Source organism: Nostoc spongiaeforme FACHB-130 (genome assembly GCF_014698475.1).
GTDB lineage: Bacteria > Cyanobacteriota > Cyanobacteriia > Cyanobacteriales > Nostocaceae > Nostoc_B > Nostoc_B spongiaeforme.
This window is the reverse complement of record NZ_JACJTB010000002.1, coordinates 73,652-92,151: the sequence shown is the minus strand read 5'-3', so window position 1 is coordinate 92,151 and position 18,500 is coordinate 73,652. Positions and strand designations below refer to the sequence as shown.

The 18,500-nt window shown below is 41.4% G+C and carries 16 protein-coding genes; 7 read left to right on the top strand and 9 right to left on the bottom strand.

Annotation, left to right across the window (positions count from 1 at the left end):
* Positions 1-193: 193 nt before the first annotated feature.
* Together H6G74_RS02635 and H6G74_RS02630 are read left to right on the top strand one after the other, a co-directional pair.
* Complete coding sequence (locus H6G74_RS02635; RefSeq protein WP_190966186.1) at positions 194-526, top strand: antibiotic biosynthesis monooxygenase; 333 nt, start codon at positions 194-196, stop codon at positions 524-526.
* A 207-nt stretch (positions 527-733) separates the two neighbouring features.
* Positions 734-2,173 carry a deoxyribodipyrimidine photo-lyase, 8-HDF type gene (locus H6G74_RS02630; protein WP_190966185.1) on the top strand — a complete coding sequence of 480 codons (1,440 nt, stop codon included), beginning with the start codon at positions 734-736 and terminating at the stop codon, positions 2,171-2,173.
* 149 nt (positions 2,174-2,322) lie between these two features.
* Here H6G74_RS02630 and H6G74_RS02625 read toward each other — a convergent pair whose 3' ends face one another.
* From H6G74_RS02625 to H6G74_RS02615, 3 genes are all read right to left on the bottom strand, one after another.
* The gene (locus H6G74_RS02625) at positions 2,323-3,390 is read right to left on the bottom strand and encodes a fatty acid desaturase (RefSeq protein ID WP_190966184.1); all 1,068 of its coding nucleotides are present in this window, start codon (positions 3,388-3,390) and stop codon (positions 2,323-2,325) included.
* Positions 3,391-3,620: 230 nt separating this feature from the next.
* Positions 3,621-4,673: a fatty acid desaturase gene (locus H6G74_RS02620; RefSeq protein ID WP_190966183.1), complete on the bottom strand. Its 1,053-nt coding sequence runs from the start codon at positions 4,671-4,673 to the stop codon at positions 3,621-3,623.
* Positions 4,674-4,977: 304 nt separating this feature from the next.
* Positions 4,978-5,796 carry an acyl-CoA desaturase gene (locus H6G74_RS02615; protein ID WP_190966182.1) on the bottom strand — a complete coding sequence of 273 codons (819 nt, stop codon included), beginning with the start codon at positions 5,794-5,796 and terminating at the stop codon, positions 4,978-4,980.
* Between the two features lie 87 nt (positions 5,797-5,883).
* Between H6G74_RS02615 and H6G74_RS02610 the strand changes: the two genes are divergently transcribed.
* Positions 5,884-7,116, top strand: a complete 1,233-nt coding sequence (locus H6G74_RS02610; RefSeq protein ID WP_190966181.1) for a methionine gamma-lyase family protein — start codon at positions 5,884-5,886, stop codon at positions 7,114-7,116.
* 60 nt (positions 7,117-7,176) lie between these two features.
* On the opposite strand, the gene H6G74_RS02605 is transcribed toward H6G74_RS02610, so the two are convergent.
* From H6G74_RS02605 to H6G74_RS02585, 5 genes are all read right to left on the bottom strand, one after another.
* Complete coding sequence (locus tag H6G74_RS02605) at positions 7,177-8,793, bottom strand: TAXI family TRAP transporter solute-binding subunit (RefSeq protein ID WP_190966180.1); 1,617 nt, start codon at positions 8,791-8,793, stop codon at positions 7,177-7,179.
* Between the two features lie 259 nt (positions 8,794-9,052).
* A complete protein-coding gene (locus H6G74_RS02600; RefSeq protein ID WP_190966179.1) occupies positions 9,053-10,252 on the bottom strand; it encodes a Coenzyme F420 hydrogenase/dehydrogenase, beta subunit C-terminal domain in 1,200 nt (399 codons plus the stop codon).
* 166 nt (positions 10,253-10,418) lie between these two features.
* Entirely contained in the window at positions 10,419-11,057 is a 639-nt protein-coding gene (locus H6G74_RS02595; RefSeq protein WP_190966178.1) for a pentapeptide repeat-containing protein, read from the bottom strand.
* Positions 11,054-12,454: a DICT sensory domain-containing protein gene (locus H6G74_RS02590; protein WP_190966177.1), complete on the bottom strand. Its 1,401-nt coding sequence runs from the start codon at positions 12,452-12,454 to the stop codon at positions 11,054-11,056. The genes H6G74_RS02595 and H6G74_RS02590 overlap by 4 nt, the downstream gene beginning before the upstream one ends.
* 78 nt (positions 12,455-12,532) lie before the next feature.
* On the bottom strand, positions 12,533-14,107 hold the full coding sequence (locus H6G74_RS02585; RefSeq protein ID WP_190966176.1) for a photosystem II high light acclimation radical SAM protein: 1,575 nt from the start codon (positions 14,105-14,107) through the stop codon (positions 12,533-12,535).
* A 568-nt stretch (positions 14,108-14,675) separates the two neighbouring features.
* Here H6G74_RS02585 and H6G74_RS02580 point away from each other — a divergent pair.
* The 4 genes from H6G74_RS02580 (at position 14,676) to H6G74_RS02565 (ending at position 17,197) form a co-directional block, all read left to right on the top strand.
* The gene (locus H6G74_RS02580; RefSeq protein ID WP_190966175.1) at positions 14,676-15,053 is read left to right on the top strand and encodes a DUF1830 domain-containing protein; all 378 of its coding nucleotides are present in this window, start codon (positions 14,676-14,678) and stop codon (positions 15,051-15,053) included.
* A gap of 143 nt (positions 15,054-15,196) precedes the next feature.
* Positions 15,197-15,658, top strand: a complete 462-nt coding sequence (locus H6G74_RS02575; RefSeq protein ID WP_190966174.1) for a DUF4079 domain-containing protein — start codon at positions 15,197-15,199, stop codon at positions 15,656-15,658.
* 130 nt (positions 15,659-15,788) lie between these two features.
* Entirely contained in the window at positions 15,789-16,346 is a 558-nt protein-coding gene (locus H6G74_RS02570) for a hypothetical protein (protein WP_190966173.1), read from the top strand.
* 80 nt (positions 16,347-16,426) lie between these two features.
* Complete coding sequence (locus H6G74_RS02565; RefSeq protein ID WP_190966172.1) at positions 16,427-17,197, top strand: ABC transporter ATP-binding protein; 771 nt, start codon at positions 16,427-16,429, stop codon at positions 17,195-17,197.
* Between the two features lie 226 nt (positions 17,198-17,423).
* Here the strand turns inward: H6G74_RS02565 and H6G74_RS02560 are convergent, their stop codons facing one another.
* Positions 17,424-18,191 (bottom strand): response regulator transcription factor, encoded by a 768-nt coding sequence (locus tag H6G74_RS02560; RefSeq protein ID WP_062296855.1) that lies wholly within the window; start codon positions 18,189-18,191, stop codon positions 17,424-17,426.
* Positions 18,192-18,500 lie beyond the last annotated feature (309 nt).

Below are 18,500 nucleotides of genomic sequence, written 5' to 3'. Positions count from 1 at the left end.
TCTGGTTGTAGCTTGAAATTTTGATTGAGTAATTTAAGTTAAATCAAGTAAAGTTTAAATTTTACTTATTTTTGCCATCATGGCGTTCGATAATGATATTTTAGTTCTTCAGATAAAAAAATCAAACAACAGTAGGTTGTAAACTAAATTACAAGCTAAACTGTAAAAAAACTGAAAATAAGGTAAAAATTTTATGGACTTTCAGGATTTTCTCAGACATAAATTTACTCATGTTGTAATGGGCGAATTCAAGCCAGGTAAATTTGAAGCTGCCAAAAAACTTTATGAAGAAGCCGTATTAACCTATACAACAGGTTTCAAAGGAGCCTATCTGTTACAAGAACCAGGAACAGACAGAGGTATATCGATAATTTTTTGGGAAAGTGTAGAAGATATGGAAGCGAATCACAATGAGGTTTATCAAGAAATTTTGAAACAGATGATGCCTTTATTTGCTGAACCGCCAAAGACAGTAGTTTACGAACTAGTTTGTGAAATAACGCCTAAAGAAATAGAAGAAGTATGACGTATAAAGTATGAAATTTTATGTTGTGGCATACTGAGTTGAAAATGCTGAGTCACACCAAACTTTGCTCAAAGTGGGGAACCCGCGCACGCAATTTCTCACTGAGTGCTGAGTAAAAATACTATTCCCTAGCCCCTCTCAGATGTTCATAATGGCTACTTACTGCTAGGATTTAGCATAGTACAAGTGAACTGTAATAGGTATGGAATGTCTGAGTTAATTCTGTTTTGGCATCGCCGTGATTTACGCATTGGGGATAATACTGGACTAGCTGCGGCCAGAAAGCAAAGCCCGAAAGTGGTGGGTGTATTTTGTCTTGATCCCAATATTCTCAAACGCGATGATGTTGCGCCTGTAAGGGTAGAGTATATGATTGGCTGCTTGCAGGCATTACAAGAGCGATATGCCCAAATTGGTAGCCAACTTTTGATTCTCCATACTGATCCTATACAAGCCATTCCAGCTTTAGCAGCTGCTTTGAATGCCAAAGCTGTGTTTTGGAACTGGGATGTAGAACCATACTCGCAAATACGCGATCGCACCATAATTAATGCACTCAAAGAAAAAGGCATTCAATTCCTCAACGAAAATTGGGATCAAATCTTACACACACCGACAGAAGTTCGCACAGGGAGCAATTCGCCTTACACTGTTTACACCCCCTTTTGGAAAAACTGGAGTAGTAAACCCAAAGCAGCACCAGCAGAAACCATCGAAACTGCTGAAGGACTAACACCAGCCGAACAAGAAATTGCTCAAAATATAGGTGCAATTCCATTACCCACCGCCAAAGATTTAGGATTTATCTGGGATGGTGATTTAATTCTGCCACCCGGCGAAACCGCCGCCCAAGCCAGATTAGCCGAATTTACCTATAAAGCCATTACCGAATACCAAGAACAGCGCAACTTTCCCGCCACAGACGGTACATCTCAACTCAGCACCGCTTTGAAATTTGGCGTAATTGGTATTCGCACTGTTTGGCAAGCCACAATTGCCGCACAAGAAAATAGCCGCAGCGAAGAAACAACAGCTAGTATCCGCACTTGGCAACAAGAACTAGCGTGGCGAGAATTTTATCAGCACGCTATGTATCATTTTCCTGAATTAGCTGTAGGTGCTTACCGCGATGCCTTTAAAAACTTTCCTTGGGAAACCAATGATGCACACTTTCAAGCTTGGTGCGGAGGTAAAACAGGCTACCCCATAGTAGATGCAGCCATGCGCCAATTAAATGAAAGTGGCTGGATGCACAACCGTTGCAGAATGATTGTTGCGAGTTTCCTCACCAAAGACTTGCTAATTAATCCGCAATTAGGCGAAAAATACTTTATGCAAAAGCTCATTGACGGTGATTTATCAGCAAATAATGGCGGTTGGCAGTGGAGTGCTTCTAGTGGTATGGATCCTAAACCTGTGCGGATTTTTAACCCAGCCAGTCAAGCACAAAAATTTGATCCCGATGCTGAATATATCCGTCAATGGTTGCCAGAATTACGTTCTATAGATACTGAATATTTAGTAACTGGTAAAATTACACCGTTAGAACGTCGCGCTGTGGGCTACCCTGAACCCATAGTTGATCATAAACAACAGCAACAGAAATTTAAGCAGCGTTACCAACAGCAAAAAGAAATCATTAAGTAGTAGCCCATTACACAAATTTTGATAGATAATAAATACCCGGCTTTTTAAAAAAGTCGGGTATCTGAACAATTGTTTAGGAAGGGTCAAAATCCCCTTCTTTTGTATTAGCCTCCCGCAGGGTAAAAAACTCCTGACTTCTGAATTCTTCTTTAATGATGATGAGAGGTGTAATAAACCTTACTGCCAGTATCAGGGACAAAATGACAGCTAACACAAGAACGCCATAAAGCCTTCCAAATAGGTTCTTCAGACTTGCGGTAATATTCACCCATCACAGGTTTGATGGCTTCAGTTGCCTTCAACAAGTTGTAGTGGGGGATATTCAAGAAAATGTGATGGGCAACGTGAGTACCGATATCGTGATGGATATGATTAACTAAACCATAATTGCGATCGATACTCGAAATTGCACCTTTGAGGAAAGTCCAATCATCACCACGATACCAAGGAATATCAGGTTCGGTGTGATGTAAAAATGTTACTAAATCTAACCAAACCACAAACACTATGTAGGGCATAGCGTAGTATTTCAACAACCACATCCAACCCCATTGATAGGTGAGGAAAGCTAACAGACCTACCATCCCAATCCAGAGTACAGTGCTAGTGATTACGTCCCATTTCTCTGATTTTTTGAAGAGTGGGCTATTAGGTGAAAAATGAGAGCCTTCTTTATTAGGGGAACGCTTAAATAAATAGACTGGATAAGCCAATAAAAATAAATAATATCGACCTATTTTCTGCGCCAGTGGCATTTCTTTATACTGTGATTCACTCACAGGATACCAGCTTTCATCATTATCGATATTGCCAGTATTTTTATGATGTGTCCTATGGCTGATGCGCCAGCCGTGATAAGGCACTAGTATTGGAGTATGAGATAAATGGCCAATTAAATCGTTGAGCCATTTATGCTTAGAAAAAGATTGATGTCCGCAGTCATGACCAACAACAAATAAAGCCCAAAACATTGTGCCTTGCATTAACCAGAAAATAGGCCAAAAATACCAAGAATCAAGATAATGCGCTACTGCATAAAGTGAACCAATAATCAGAATGTCACGAAAGAAATAAAACAGTGATTTACTGACGTTTGGTTGAAAACATTCCTCTGGGATAGCGGCTTTTAAATCCTGAAGAGTAAATGGCAGTTTAGTTGTATCCTCAGAAGCTTGATTGACACGAGAACTGTCGAACGGGATAGTAGTTGATTGCACTTGATTCTGTAATAAAAAATAAAGTCGAACTTTGTTAGAGGTTTTCCTTCCCCTCTGGGATACTTGCGTTGATGATATAGACGCAAGACAAAAATATCTGGCAATTCACTGAACAATCACTAAAATTTATAGAGAATTGCCAGAATTATTTAATTTGCAGACAAATAACCTCGCTACTCTAACATGTAGGAGATGAAATTAATTCAGCGCGATTTTAGCTGGATTTTGGTTTATTTACCTGCGTAATATTCGTTAAAAGTTTGATAACCCTCATCAGTCACATACAGTTGACATTGGTCTGTAATTTGTTTCATTAAAGACCAAGAAAACTTGAATTCATCGTGCAAATAATTTCCCCAATTTTCTTTAATGCTGCTATGAGCTAGGCGTAAATTATAAGAGGGGATAGCAGTAGAAATGTGGTGTGGGACGTGGACGTTAATATCGTGGCACAGGAACTCTACCCACCGGGGATAATCACAATGAATAGTACCAAATAGCTGCGCCATTGCTTCATTCCATTTGCTGGCTTTGTCAAACGGCACATCTGGGAAAGTGTGGTGAACAATGGTGAAGGTACTCATCCAGAAATGGTACACCATCCAAGGTATAAACCAGAATTTGATAAATCCCCAAATCCCAGTTGTAGCAATGAGGGTAGGGAATACAACTGCTGCAAAAATTGCTACGACAGCAACTGAAAGTTTAATACTTCCTTGGTCTTTAACTTTAAAGTTGCGCCAATCAAAATGCACAACAGCCCAATGTCCGATGGAACCTACCCACCACAGCCGCCTTTTCATGAATAATTTAAAAGCAGACTGACGAGTTTTACCCCAATTGGCAAAAACTTCTGGTCGGATAGGATGCCAAGCATTATCCTCATCTAACTTGTTGGTATGTTTATGGTGATGATTGTGCTTAATCCGCCAACTGTGAAAAGGGTAGATCAGGGGCATCATAAATATATGCCCTACTAAATCATTTACCCAGCGTCTTTTAGCGAATGAACGATGACCGCAGTCATGTCCAATTACAAAAAAACCTGTTAAAGCAGTCCCTGTAAAAATCCAGGCAAGAGGCAACAGAAACCAGGGAGAAATTGCCAAACTATAGTAGCCTAAACCTACCATCAAAACATTGAAGAAAACTTGTGTCCAAGCTTTACGCCTATTCTGCTGAAAACATTCTTTTGGCAAAGTTTTGATAATATCTTTGAGCCTTAGTTGGGAATTACTAAGGTCTTTATTTATAGCTTGCGTCTTGATGATTGATGTAGTCATGAAAACCTAAAAAACAACAAACTCCTCCACCAAGTCACAGAAAAGTAACTTGTAGTAAAAATTTTTGAATTAACGCTCTGAATTATAGCAACTTTAGCTACTTAAGCACAGAAGTAAGTAGCTTTTAGATAGAACCGACCAATAGTTTTTCATGGTAAAGTCACCAATTTATCTGTGAGGTCAATTCAGCATCTAAATAATCTAAAACCCAAAATTATTTGGCGGATAGATATTTTGATTACTCAGAAATACCTTTGTCATTAATCATTGGTAGACCAATAACTAATGACAAATGATAAACGAATTACGACTTTTTGTCTGCAAGTTTTACATTTTTGGCTAGACCGAAGAATTGTAAAAATTGAATTGTCATCCAGGTTAAGTCGATTTCCCACCACTCCAAACCGTGACGGGCTGAGTATTGAAAAGCATGGTGATTGTTGTGCCAGCCTTCACCAAAAACGAGTAAAGCTACCCACCAACAGTTAGTTGAGTTATCCCCAGATTCATGACTGCGGTAGCCAAATTTGTGGGTCGCACTGTTGACTAACCAGGTGCAGTGGTAAACCCAGACAATGCGAACAAAAATGCCCCAAATAACGAACGGCCAGCCACCCAAAAACAACAATAGAAAACCTAGAGCAAATTGGATGAGAATAAAATATTTTTCTAAAAACTGATAAACTGGGTCTTCGGCAATATCTTTGGTAAAGCGAGGAACGTCAGCATGAGCAGGGCATTTGTGAATTAGCCAACCCATGTGGCTCCACCAAAAGCCTTTATTGGAATCATGGGGATCTGGGTCAGTATCGGAATATAAATGATGAATGCGGTGTGTACCTACCCATTCGATTGGCCCTCCTTGACAGGCTAATGTCCCGAAGAATACCAAGAGATATTCCAACCATTTGGGCGTTTGGAAACTGCGGTGAGTAACAAGGCGGTGAAAACCTAGGGTGATTCCTAAACCACCTGTTATCCAGTAAAGTAATAAACCCACACCAACTGCCGTCCAGCTAAAGTTGCTAGGAACAAGGGCAAATAACGCGCCGATGTGTAGACCAACGAAAAATAGGGTATTCACCCAATTGATTTGAGGTTTAGTTGAAGTAGCAATTGTCATGCAGTAACCTGTGTTGAAATTGTTCAGCCTAATCTGCGCGATCGCACAATCCGCACATTTATAATTTTTTATCTAATGAGGACATTAATGAACAGCTTGGAACAGATGCGGCAAGCAGAACAGGCACTGTTAGAGATTTTTTCTGGAATTGACGCTCAGGTCAAGCATAATCTAAAAAGAGTCCTGGATGCCTTTCGTAATCAGCGCGTAGGAGCGCACCACTTTGCCAGTGTGAGTGGTTATGGTCATGATGATTTAGGACGAGAAACTTTAGATAAAGTTTTTGCGGAAGTAATGGGTGCAGAAGCCGCAGCCGTGCGAGTGCAGTTTGTATCGGGAACTCACGCGATCGCTTGCGCCCTATATGGTGTACTCCGTCCTGGTGATGAAATGTTAGCAGTGGTCGGCTCTCCCTACGATACGCTTGAAGAAGTGATTGGGTTACGGGGTGAAGGCCAAGGCTCCCTTATTGAGTTTGGCATAAAATACCGCCAATTGGAGCTAACTTTAGGAGGAACTATCGATTGGCAAGCTTTAAGTAATAGCGTTAATCATAACACTCGTCTAGTTTTAATTCAGCGTTCTTGCGGTTATTCTTGGCGGCCTAGCTTATCAATTGCGGATATCGAAAAGATTGTGCATATTGTCAAACAGCAAAATCCCGATACTGTTTGCTTTGTGGATAACTGCTACGGCGAATTTATCGAAACTCAAGAACCCACCCATGTTGGTGCGGATTTAATGGCGGGTTCCTTAATTAAAAATCCTGGCGGTACTATTGTCACCGCAGGCGGTTACCTAGCTGGTCGGGCTGACTTGGTAGAAGCCTCCGCCTGTAGACTCACAGCCCCCGGTATAGGTAGTTACGGTGGTGCTACTTTTGACCAAAATCGCTTGTTATTCCAAGGCTTATTTTTATCGCCGCAGATGGTGGGTGAGGCGATGAAGGGAACTTTACTCACTGGTTATGTTTTTGACAAACTTGGTTATCCGGTGAATCCTGCGCCGTTAGCACCGCGTGGTGATGTGATTCAAGCAATTAAACTTGGTTCTGCTAAGAAATTAATCGCTTTTTGTAAGGCGGTGCAGCAAAATTCCCCTGTGGGTTCCTATCTTGACCCCATACCTGATGCTATGCCTGGATATGAGAGTAAAGTTGTGATGGCTGGGGGAACGTTTATTGAGGGGAGTACCTTGGAGTTTTCGGCGGATGGGCCTTTGCGGGAGCCTTATATAGTTTATTGCCAAGGGGGGACTCATTGGACTCATGTAGCGATCGCATTAGAGGCGGCGATTGAAGCAGTAGGAAATCACGAGTAGGTTCTCAGGAGATGGGTAAATTTTCTTTTCTTCATCCCCTCTCCAACTCATAACGCTTATTTAATTTCGATCAATCGCATCTTTTGTAGTTTTATACGCTTCAATAAAAGTTCGGAATGATTCTTCAGATATTTCATCTGCGATTAATTTTTGTGCTACTTCTTTTAAAATTCTGTCAATTTTTTGTTTTATTAAATCCTTGTCTTGCAGATCATAGTTTAACAATTCTACAATTTCTTTGATATATTTAGCTGCTAGTTCTCTCTGTTTCTGTTCTATATTTTCTTGAGTAAATTCTGTTTCACGCTCTAGAGCTTCCCTAGTAGCTTTATAAGCTTCGTTAAAAGTTCTAAATGACTCTTGAGAAATTCTCTCTTGAATTAGAGCTTTAGCGGCTGCGTTAAAAGCTTCATCAAGTAGCTGTTGCCTTAAATTCACATCACCTAAATTATTATTCATCAGTTTGATGGCTGATTCGATATATTCATCAGCTTCATTTTTTCTTCGGCTTTCCACCCAGCTTTTGATTTGTCGCAGCCAAGAAATCAGTAGTAAGGCAACTGTCAACAGCAATGCTACATAGTCAGCATTTTCTTGAATAAATGAGGGTTGGCTTTGCTGATAAAATGCGATCGCTCCCGGATGAAGGGGGGGAAAACCTGGGCTATTTGTAGTGTCTGGCTGACTAATGGTAGCCACTAAAGGTTTGACTTCTGGATTATCTGGAGAAACAGCATTAGCTATTTCTCGACGATTTTCAAATATGATGCGAGTAATTTCTTTAATAACATCTTTATTTACTTTGTCACTTGCTAATAACAGCCTCGATGCTGCTATTGTTGGTAAATCTGCTTCTGGTTTTGGCAAATTACCTTTATACGCACCTTCAGGTATTTTTGCACTTTCCAAGGCTGGGTATAAAATTTTCATTGCCTCTGCTTGTTCAATAGGTAATAATCTCACACTATCATTTTGTAAAAGTTCAGATATACTTTTATTACCTAAAGCACGAACACGAAATAAAGCATCTGCTTTCTTGTTAATAAAATCTTCATCTGCTAATTTGTCGCTGTAACCTTGAATAGGCTTACCATTACTATCTAAACCTGTAATTTTTAAATCTTTTAACTTAAAATGTTTGGCTACTTGTTGAAAAGATTCATACTGTCCACCTCTAGCAGGTATAGCAATTGTTTTACGCTCAAGATCAACAAATCTCTTAATATTGGGATATCTAACAACTAGCTGAAATAGGTCTTTATATAATACGACTACAGTACGTTCTGCGATTTGCGGCTCCGGTTTAGATAATTGACGATTACTGTTGATTAATGTATTAATTTCTTCTGTAATGACATCAGCCTGAGCTGTTGCTAAATGAGCTTCGCCGGTTTCTAATTTTTCTAGGTTGTCTTTTGTACCGCCAGTGACTTTTACTTCAATTTTGATGTTAGATTTGCGTTCAACTACTTCTTCAATAGCTTTACTGATAATATAGCTTTCCCCTTGTTTATCTCCAGCTGCAAGGGTAAGTGTAGTTCCCGTAAAACGATTTACCACATTAGGAATAATGAGTATCAATAAACTGGCACTTGCTAATCCTAATGAGATCAGACCAAGCTTAGAGACAGACTCGATATCGCCAAAGAAGCGTAAAGGATTTTTCAACGATGCCATACATGAGGAGGTACTATAGGCTAGTAGTTTTCCTGATTAATTTTGATGGTTATTTCAAATTAAAGGTGCTGGTTATTAACCTTTTAACAATTAAAAATTAAGCAAAAGTTATGAATATGTTAATTATTAAAAACTTTACCCAAGTTTCTTATTTTTTACGCTTAATGCTATAGGATACATCTCAAGTAAATTTTGTGTCAAATCTTAATGTGAAATATGAGGCAAAGACGCTGAGAATTATGCGTCTTTGCATAAACAGCTACTCCGGTAACTTATACTGCCCAACAATCCGTTTAGCATACTCCGGTACGTGCGCCTCCAACTTCTCAGGATGATTCCGCTTCACATACAAGTAATTTCTTGTAAAGTGCGAATCAATTGAGAATCTGGCATATTCCAAACCTTTGGGGCCGATTTTATCAATGACTACGCCCATCATTTTTGCCACCCACATCGGTAAGGTTACGCCTTTGTCATAAGCCGGAATACCTTGTTGCACGGCTTCTTTACGATTTCCTTGCGACATTACAGGTTGAGTGTCTATCTGGTCTTTTACCAAATCCAGCATTTCTTTACCTGTATCATTTCTCACTAAAATCCATTGCCAGCCGAAGGGTGCGCCCATATAACCAACGACTAAATCGGCTAGGGAGTTGACGTAATCAAAGCAACTCATACAAGAGGGGGCAAAGACATCTTTGAGTTGGTTGGTTTTTAAGCCAAAGAAGGGGACTTTCTCGATTGAGCCATCTTCGTGTTTGAAGTGGATGCGGAAGTCTTGCATGAATTCGTAGTGTACTACTGTCTCAGGCGATCGGCTTGTGGTTTCTAGGAATTTTTTCAGTCCGGCACGGGTGACGTTATCTACGCAAGGTGTACCTAATACGTATAACTTTTCTAGACCGAGTTTTTTTTCTACTGCCCTGAGTGCTTGAATTTGGCAACCAACACCAATTACTAATAGTCGCTTCATCCCGGATTTTTCTACTTGTTCCAAAATAGAAAGGTTAGGGGAAAGTGTTGGTTTATTTACTCGTGCTGCCAGTATTTCTTCTGGGGTACGAGCAATCACAGGCATGGGTTGGAAGCGGTCTTCTTTGGTATTTTGGACGCAGACAACGCCTTCAACTAAGCCACGATTTAGCATTTCTATGGCAATGCTGCTAACTATGCCTGTCCATTGTGCGCCTTCGATGGGCTGCTGTTTCCGCGCTGCCATCATGTCTTGATGCACGCCGAAGTAAAGTTCATCGGGGTTGTCGAGATTCCGAGAACGGCTGTGGCTTTGTTCTTCGAGGGTGTCTATCTGCTGGGTGATAAAAGCGCAGGCTTCCTTGACATAGTGAATATAGTATGTGTCACATAGTCCGCACTCGCTACACAGTTCTTTGGCAGGGCGACGGCTACCGGGTTTTAAGGCTTTGGCTTTTGTATGCTTGCTAGAATCAACAGAGGTCATATAAAGTTTGTTTTATCCAGAAATCCTTTTACTACAATACCTTTACAGCTTATGAACTTAACTATAGAGGTTGAAAAATGAAGAGGATTGCAGCCGGAGAATATTTACAGCTTTCTTTGTAGTCAATAGACCAATTTTTAAAACTTCAGAATTGAATTTTTAGCCATTACAAACCCTTCTCAATTACAGTCCCCACCAAACAAGCCTTATCTAACTTAACTCCGCTTAAATTCGCACCTTCTAACTCTGCACACAGCAAGTTAGCACCTGTAAGATTTGCCCCCGCCAAATTTGCTCCCCGCAAATCAGCCTCTTCCAAATTTGCCTCACTCAATAGCGTTCCTTGCAAATCAGCACGGCTTAAGTCTGCACCTTTGAGATTTGCCCCAGTTAAGTTAGCACCACGCAAGTCAGCACCACGCAAGTCAACGCCTTGTAAATTGACATTCATTAAGTTCGCACCACTTAAAAAAGCACCTGCTAACGAGACATCACTCAGGGTTGCGCCCATTAAGTTCGCGCCGCGTAAATTACTACCACGCAAGTCAGCACTAGTTAAGTCGGCTTGCATCAAGTTTGCGCCCATCAAATTCGCCCGCAAATCAGTTTCTTGCAGGTTTGCCCCCATTAAATTGGCTCCTTCTAAATGTCCGCCTTCCAGTTTGGAACCACTAAAATTAGTGCCAACCAGAGTAGCACCTGCAAAATTAATCCGGCTTAAATCGAGTTTAGAGAGTTCCTCGTCTTCTAAGTTTACCCCTGGGAGTTGTTTGAGGGTTCCTGACTTAATAGCTTCGATGTTCATTGGGGGTAACTACCAATCTCCTCACTACTTTTGCTGTGGCTATCCCAGCGCGAATCTAGTAACCACATACCGTTGCTGGCTTTGGTTGTCATCACAGGTAAGTCTAGCCCTTGTTGCAAACCCATGACTAACAAAGTTAGGGCATCTATTAGTTTAGGGTCAAAGCGGGTTGATTGTTGCTGTCGGCATTGTTCTAAAGCTTGAACAAATATTTCTTCCCGACTTTGATTAGCTGATTTAATTTGATTAACTTGCCATTGAAATTCAGCGACTAAAGCTAAAATCCTGGATTCTAAGGGAATTTCATCGCCAGCTAAACCTGCGGGTTCGCCTGTACCATCCCACCACTCTGTTTGGTGAGTGATAATTTGAGCCACAGCCCGTAAACGAGGCATGGTTCGCAATACCTGTGCGCCTGGTACTAGGGGACAGGTTAAAGGACAACTGAGTGCTTCTTCTTCTGGGTAACGAGTGGATGTTCCAGGAGTCAGAATACTTTCGGTTTTTTGTAGCGGATCTATGCGGTGTAATAAACCTGCCAAGCGCAATCTTTTAATTTGCCAAGCTGGTAGTTCTAATAATTGTCCCATTGCTTCGGAAAGGGCGACAACTTCCGATGCTGCCATTGGGTTGTTGATATCTGCTAAATCTATCAACTGCGCCATCCGCAAAAATGCCTGAATTTCGTTAGATAACAAGTTGCTATCTAAGGCTTTTTGACGCAATGCTGTGGGAATTGATAAGTTATCTTGCCCAGTTTGCAGGTAATCAACAACGCGAGAGACGACTGTACTTAAGTCTTCTGGTGTGGCGAGACGAGATTGGATTGCTTCTTTGTGGGTAGTAAGTTTGGCGGCTAGTTCTGGGTTGTATTGTTGAATATGAGCGATCGCTAATTCTGCTGTTTCCTTTACCAATTCCGGTTCAAATGTCCACAACCCGTAAAATTTCCGTTCTAAATCAGAAACTGGTAGCCCACCTGCACCATAATCAGCCTCAGATAATTCTTGACAAAGTACCATTGCTGTATATCCAGGCGACAGAATAATTAAATGCCATTCCTGCGCCACCGGATCAGGTGAATCTAATGCTACTAAGTCTACATTGGGTAATTTGCTAGTAGGATGTTCCGCAAAGCCAGCATCGGGTGAAGCCATAATTACTATTTCCCGACTACATTTAGCTATGTCTGCATATCTTTCGGCTTCTTGCAAATACCATTTACCACGTTGGAAAGCTGTAATTACCAAGGGTTGATCCTGATCAGCTAAAATGTGGTCTTCGAGAGCATGACACAAAGCAACTAAAGTGTTTTTATAATACACCCCAAATCGAATTGGTCTAGTGCTATGGCGATGGGCGGTTTCCAGCTGTTGTAAAATCGAACCTTCTAACATAGGCGGTGGGGAGTAGGGAGTGGGGAATAGGGAATAGGGAAACTTGTTTTATACCCCATCCCTTGATTAACGTGTCTTCTATGATATGCCTGCTAATTGTTTTTCTTTCGGCTCAATTGGTGCGGAAAGTGCTGTTTCTAATTCCGCACAACCTAGCCTTGCTTCTAAAATCTTCATCACTTCCCTTCCGAAGTCATTGGGATTTTGTCGCCAAGCTTGTAAGCAGACTTCACCAAAGAAAGAACCGAGGGGTTCTGGGTTCCACAGCAGTTTTTTCGCTGTCCACGGCATCAAGCTCATAGGATTGTACCCTGGTTTGAGGATGCCTTCTTTAAAGGCGTATTCTTCTAAATGGGTGTGGGGTTGCAGTCCAATAAAGAAAATTGCGGGTTCGACTTTATCTGCACCAAAGATGCGTTCTAGTTCGCGGTGGTAGGCGATGGTTTGGCGAATAGTTTCAGGACGTTCGTCAATCACATTAAAGGAATAATTGACAGAAACTAAATCGTTAAACCCGGCTGCTTTTAAATCACGACAGTTTTGTAAGACAGTCCGCAGGTTGTAACCCATCCGCATTTTGCGTACCAGTTCTTGAGAACCACTGGTAATGCCGATTTCAAAATAATTCATCCCGGTTTTGGCCATCAAGTCGCACAATTCGGGTGTTAAATTATCGGCTCTGATGTATGCTGCCCAATGAATATCTGTCATCCCAGAATCAACGATCGCCTGCAATAATTCAATGGCATCATTGATATATCTCCGCGCTGGGATAAATTGAGCATCGGTAAACCAGAAGTTCCGCACGCCGCGATTATATAGTTGTCGCATTTCCGCTACAACTTCTTCGGCTGGATTGATACGTACTTGTTTACCTTCCACTACCGTATAAACACAGTAGCAGCAGTTATGCGGACAACCACGCTTGGTTTGCACACCAATATAGAAATCTTGGTCTTGCAGATAATAGTTAAACTCTGGCCAGACGCTTTCAATGTAGTCGTAGTTACAAGCAGTTTTTTGTAATGGGGTGGGTTGTTCGTGAATTAGGCGCTGGCGTGGTTTACCTTCCCCAACTACATAACAACGTTCATCACGAAATTCTTTACCATTCAAGAATTTCTCCAGTAAGGTTTCCCCTTCGCCCACAGAAATAATCGTCCCTGGAGGTAAGCTTTTACCCAACTGTTCATAAAATACGCTGACTGCGCCACCGCCTACAACTGCACGCGCATCAGTATGGTATTTTTGGGCGCGTTTTAAACCGCGTTTGATTAATCCCAAGTTACGCCACAACTCTACATAGTAGGCAATGAAGATGCGTAAACCACCCAAAGCCCCACGTAATTTGATCAGGGGATTTTTCGCGTAATAAAATTCAAAAGCGTTTTGCAACGGGTTGCCACCGCGTCCACCCACAGGGGCATAAATTTGAATATCCCGCCAAGAAAATACTAACAGTGTTGGTTTAAACTCATCGATACAGCGATCTAACGCCGCAGCATAGTCTAAAGGGGGAACTGTCCCCAAATCGAAAATGCGCTGTTCGATGTTCGGGAATAGCTTGTGGACATGATCACAAAGATAAACCACCCCAATGGGAAAAATGGGGTTACAAGGAAGGCGAACGTAGAGAATGCGATTTTCGATCATCGGAGTTTTAACCTTTATCTTGCCATTCTTTTGAGAAAGCGAGGGAAACGAAGCTTGCTTAGTTTTATTTATGACAATCTAGTTTGACTGGGAAGTTAATTTATGCTTTGACATTTTTCCGGTGCGGAATGGTGGAAAGAGCTAAATTGGCTTGGCATCAAACAGGAGAAACGGGTTTATGAATAAATTGTTCATATATCTTTACCATAACATTGAGTTTAATCATTAAGCGATGATCCCTCCCTATCTCTTTGGGGATAAAAGCCCAGCTAAACTCATGAAAAGAAAGATACAAGCTCAATCTCCAGGTTGTATCCTCTAGGGAAAGTTAATTAATAACTTAGGCAAAATTGTTACTAAAGCAAACAATTAAAAATTTTCCTTAATAGTGTATAATTTTTTGAAAATAGATTTTATTTATAAAGTTTTCATAACTTGAACATATCTTTAGATAGAAATAACGTAGAAATTTTCAGTTGGTAGTCGGAGTTACAGCAACTGGGGATCAGCCGATGTTAGTCTTGGCTGGTGTAATATACAATGTTTGGCGTAAAGCTCCTCGGCAGTTATGGCTCAAATACTAGATTCTCTACCACCTGAGCAATCGGGGAAAATTCTCTGCTGCTACGTTAATGTCACAAGCAAAATCCAGGTGGCTCGCATCTCTAACGTCGCTAACTGGTACTTTGAAAGGGTTGTGTTTCCTGGGCAGCGCCTCGTGTTTGAAGCCCCGATAGAAGCTCACATGGAGATTCATACGGGGATGATGGCAAGTGCAATTTTATCGGATACAATTCCGTGCGATCGCCTTGCACTCCAAGAACCAACCAGTAGTGATTTTAATACCGAATCATCTACCCTCGACCCTATCAGTAAAAAACCCATAGTTCAGTCAATTAATACCAAAAGCGGAGATACAACAAAACCTTTAACAATCGCTGGTTAATCATTAGCTTGATTAAGATAAAAAATTTGATCAAAAAAAATTTAAGGTTGCTGATATCAGCAACCTTTTCTATTGTGATGGTGGGTTGTCATCAGTCCTTTGTCCTTTGTCATTTGTTTCCAATTCCCCACTCCCCCAACTCTATGCACCTACCCTCTTTTCTCTGGCTATGGAAAATCGCCGCTTGGTCGATGGGCTTATCGCTGTTAGCGTATATCATGTTAGCTGTCACCGGAATACTGATGTGGCAAGCCAGGACTTCTCAGTCTATACCTAGTTTGCCTGGATTTCCTGCGAGTCGTGGGGGAGTGCGATCGCTCCACTATACAATGGGCATTAGTATGGTGAGTTTAGTGTTATTGTTATTAGCGATCGGCATTATCGGCACATTAGGTCACTTTGGTTCATTAGGACATTCATCACACCTAAGTGCTGGGCTAATAGTAGTATTTTTAGTTTTAATATCTGCCCTCAGCGCCACTCAAATTAGTCCTAGACGACCTTGGATTAGAACTTTACACATCACCGTAAATATTATTCTCTGCGCCGCCTTTGCTTGGGTATCCTGGACTGGCTGGACTGTCGTACAGAAGTATTTACCTTAGTAGTTAATGTCATTAATTTTGATGGGCTGCGAAATCCCCGACTTCTTGAAGAAGTCGGGGATCTGACAAGTCGCCAGGATATGAGCCTTCCAGTTAGGATAAAACTGAAAGCAACAATCTTAATGGAACCGTGACAGCCAACTCAGCTAATACCTCTACAACTATATTTCGCCTATCTCCGTTGATTCGGATTACCCTGTTGAGTTTATATGTAGCACTCACAATACCATTGCCATTTTTAGCCCAAGCAACCGCCGCACCAACACCACCGTCATTACTATGGGTGGGTATTGCCATCGGCTTTGTCGGACTGTATGCTGTGTTGACAGAAAGAGTAATTGTTAATGACCAAGAAATCCAAGTAACTTACCCTGTATGGGTTCCGCGTTTCTTTCGTAAAGGTTGGATTTTACCTTGGTCAGAAGTTAAAGAAATCAAACCCCGTTCTACAGGTCAAGGCGGTTTAGTTTATTATTTCCTCAGCAAAGATGGTAAAGCTTATTTACTACCAATGCGCGTGGCGGGATTTGCCCGGTTAGTTAACATCGTCCAAGCCAAAACAGGCATAGACACCACCGATATCCGTCCTTTAGCACAGCCTTGGATGTATGCAATTTTATTTGGATTTACATTACTACTGCTGTTAGTTGATGCTTGGACTATTAATACAGCTTTGACACTATTTTAAATTTAAAATCTCACGCAAAAGCTCAAAGGTACTCTCCGCGCCTCTGCGCCTCTGCGTGAGAAAAAAGGAAAACTATAACTGTGGATAATTTCACTCCACAAGCCCAACTCAGGCTTGAGCAAGTTAATCTATTTAGCAAACTAAAAAACAATCACCAGGGATACCCAATCTTACAGAATATTTCCTTTCAAGTATTCCCTGGTGAAAGAATTGCCATTGTTGGCGTAACTGGTGCTGGCAAAACCTCATTACTACGCTTAATAAACCGCTTAACGGAACCGACTAGCGGCAAAATTTATCTAGAAAATCAAGAATATCACCAAATGCCTGCTATTCAACTACGGCAAATGGTGACACTGGTGTTGCAAGAATCAAAGCTACTGGGGATGACAGTCCAGCAGGCATTGGAATATCCTTTAGTTTTGCGCGGTTTGCCCAAACAGACGATTCAGCAACAAGTTAGCCATTGCCTGGAACAACTGCATATTCCTAACGACTGGTTAGCCAAGAATGAGTTACAGTTATCATCGGGTCAAAGGCAATTAGTTGCGATCGCTCGTGCTTTAATCATCCAACCCAAAATTTTACTATTAGATGAGCCAACATCAGCCTTGGATGCGGGTACAGCCTCTCATCTGATGCAAATCCTCATTCAACTAGCCGAAACCCAACAAACTACAATTTTGATGGTTAATCACCAGTTAGATTTAGCCCAAATGTTTTGTACAAGGCTGTTACACCTGCACCAAGGCCAGTTGTTAGCAGATAAACCCGCCTCTGAGGTAGATTTAGTCAGTTTACAAGCAAGTTTGACTCAGGCAGAAACTCAAGCCGCACAAGAATGGATTTAAAAACCTCTTATCTGATCAATCACCCTAAACACAAATGTTACAGCACTCTTCCGTTGGATAAAGCAACATAGCCTAGTCTCTAACTTCTAGCCTCTAGCCTCTTTCCTTAAAACTTGTACTGCACCCAACCAAACCCTCTTATGTAGCAGTTGAAGCATAGTTTCAGAAATCCGCAGATGATAAAATTCAGGCAAAACCTATCACCTGTCACCTATCACCTGCTTCATCACCGTTGAGTAGTCAGTGTTGGACGTTGATTGCTAAACCGTTCTTTTGCTAACTTAGTTTGTGATTGAGGAAGATTAGCATTCAAAATTTCCATGTTAAATCTGTATCCCACATTCCGAATAGTTTGAATCAAACTAGGTTGACGGGGATCAAGTTCTACTTTTTTGCGTAGTGATAAAACATGAGTGTCTATCGTGCGCGGGTTGTCAATTGCATCTGGCCAAGCACGACGCAGCAATTCTGAGCGAGACAAAGGTACCCCGCCAGCTTGCGCCAACACATACAACAAACTAAATTCCTGGGGTGTTAAATCAATAAACTCCCCTTGAAACCGGACACGACGCTGCACTAAATCAATTTGTAAAGTGCCATAGTCTAAATAAGCTGGTGCAGTCGGCGTGCGTTTGCGGCGAATTAATGCCTCAACCCTAGCCAAAAACTCCTGCATCCCAAAAGGTTTGCTGAGGTAATCATCGGCCCCCGCCTTTAGTCCTGCGACCACATCCGCTTCGTTGCTACGTGCAGACAGCATTAAAATTAAAGGCTGTTGCTGACGATGCAACCAACGGCAAAACTCGATACCATCTCCATCGGGCAGATCCGCATCTAGAATCACTAGAGTAGGTTGATGGGTTAAAAACACTTCTCTTGCTTGATAAATACTGGCAGCTTGATTTACCCTATACTCTAACTGTTGCAAGTGCCAACCCAGCAACGACCTTAGATGGGGATTCCCCTCAACGATTTCAATACAAACCGAACCCACGGCGGTAAGACCCCTTAGCGTTGATGACTTTCAAAGTAACAAGCTCATGCTCAAGGTTTTGTAGTCTTTGTTACTTCTAATCACAATTCATTTGACATTTATTCCAAAAAAGGGTGGCAATATCTCCCACCTCAGCCTATTTCCAAGGTTAATTAGTAATTTTCTTAAATTTTTGTTAGACTTATCGAAAGTTCTTCTTAACAATCATTTTGCTTTTAGCACATTGTAACTTTATGAAGAACTTGTACTCAGCCAAATTTTCATTCTTGTAAAAGTCCTTCAGCCTGCTGTTGGAGTTTAAGTTCTGCT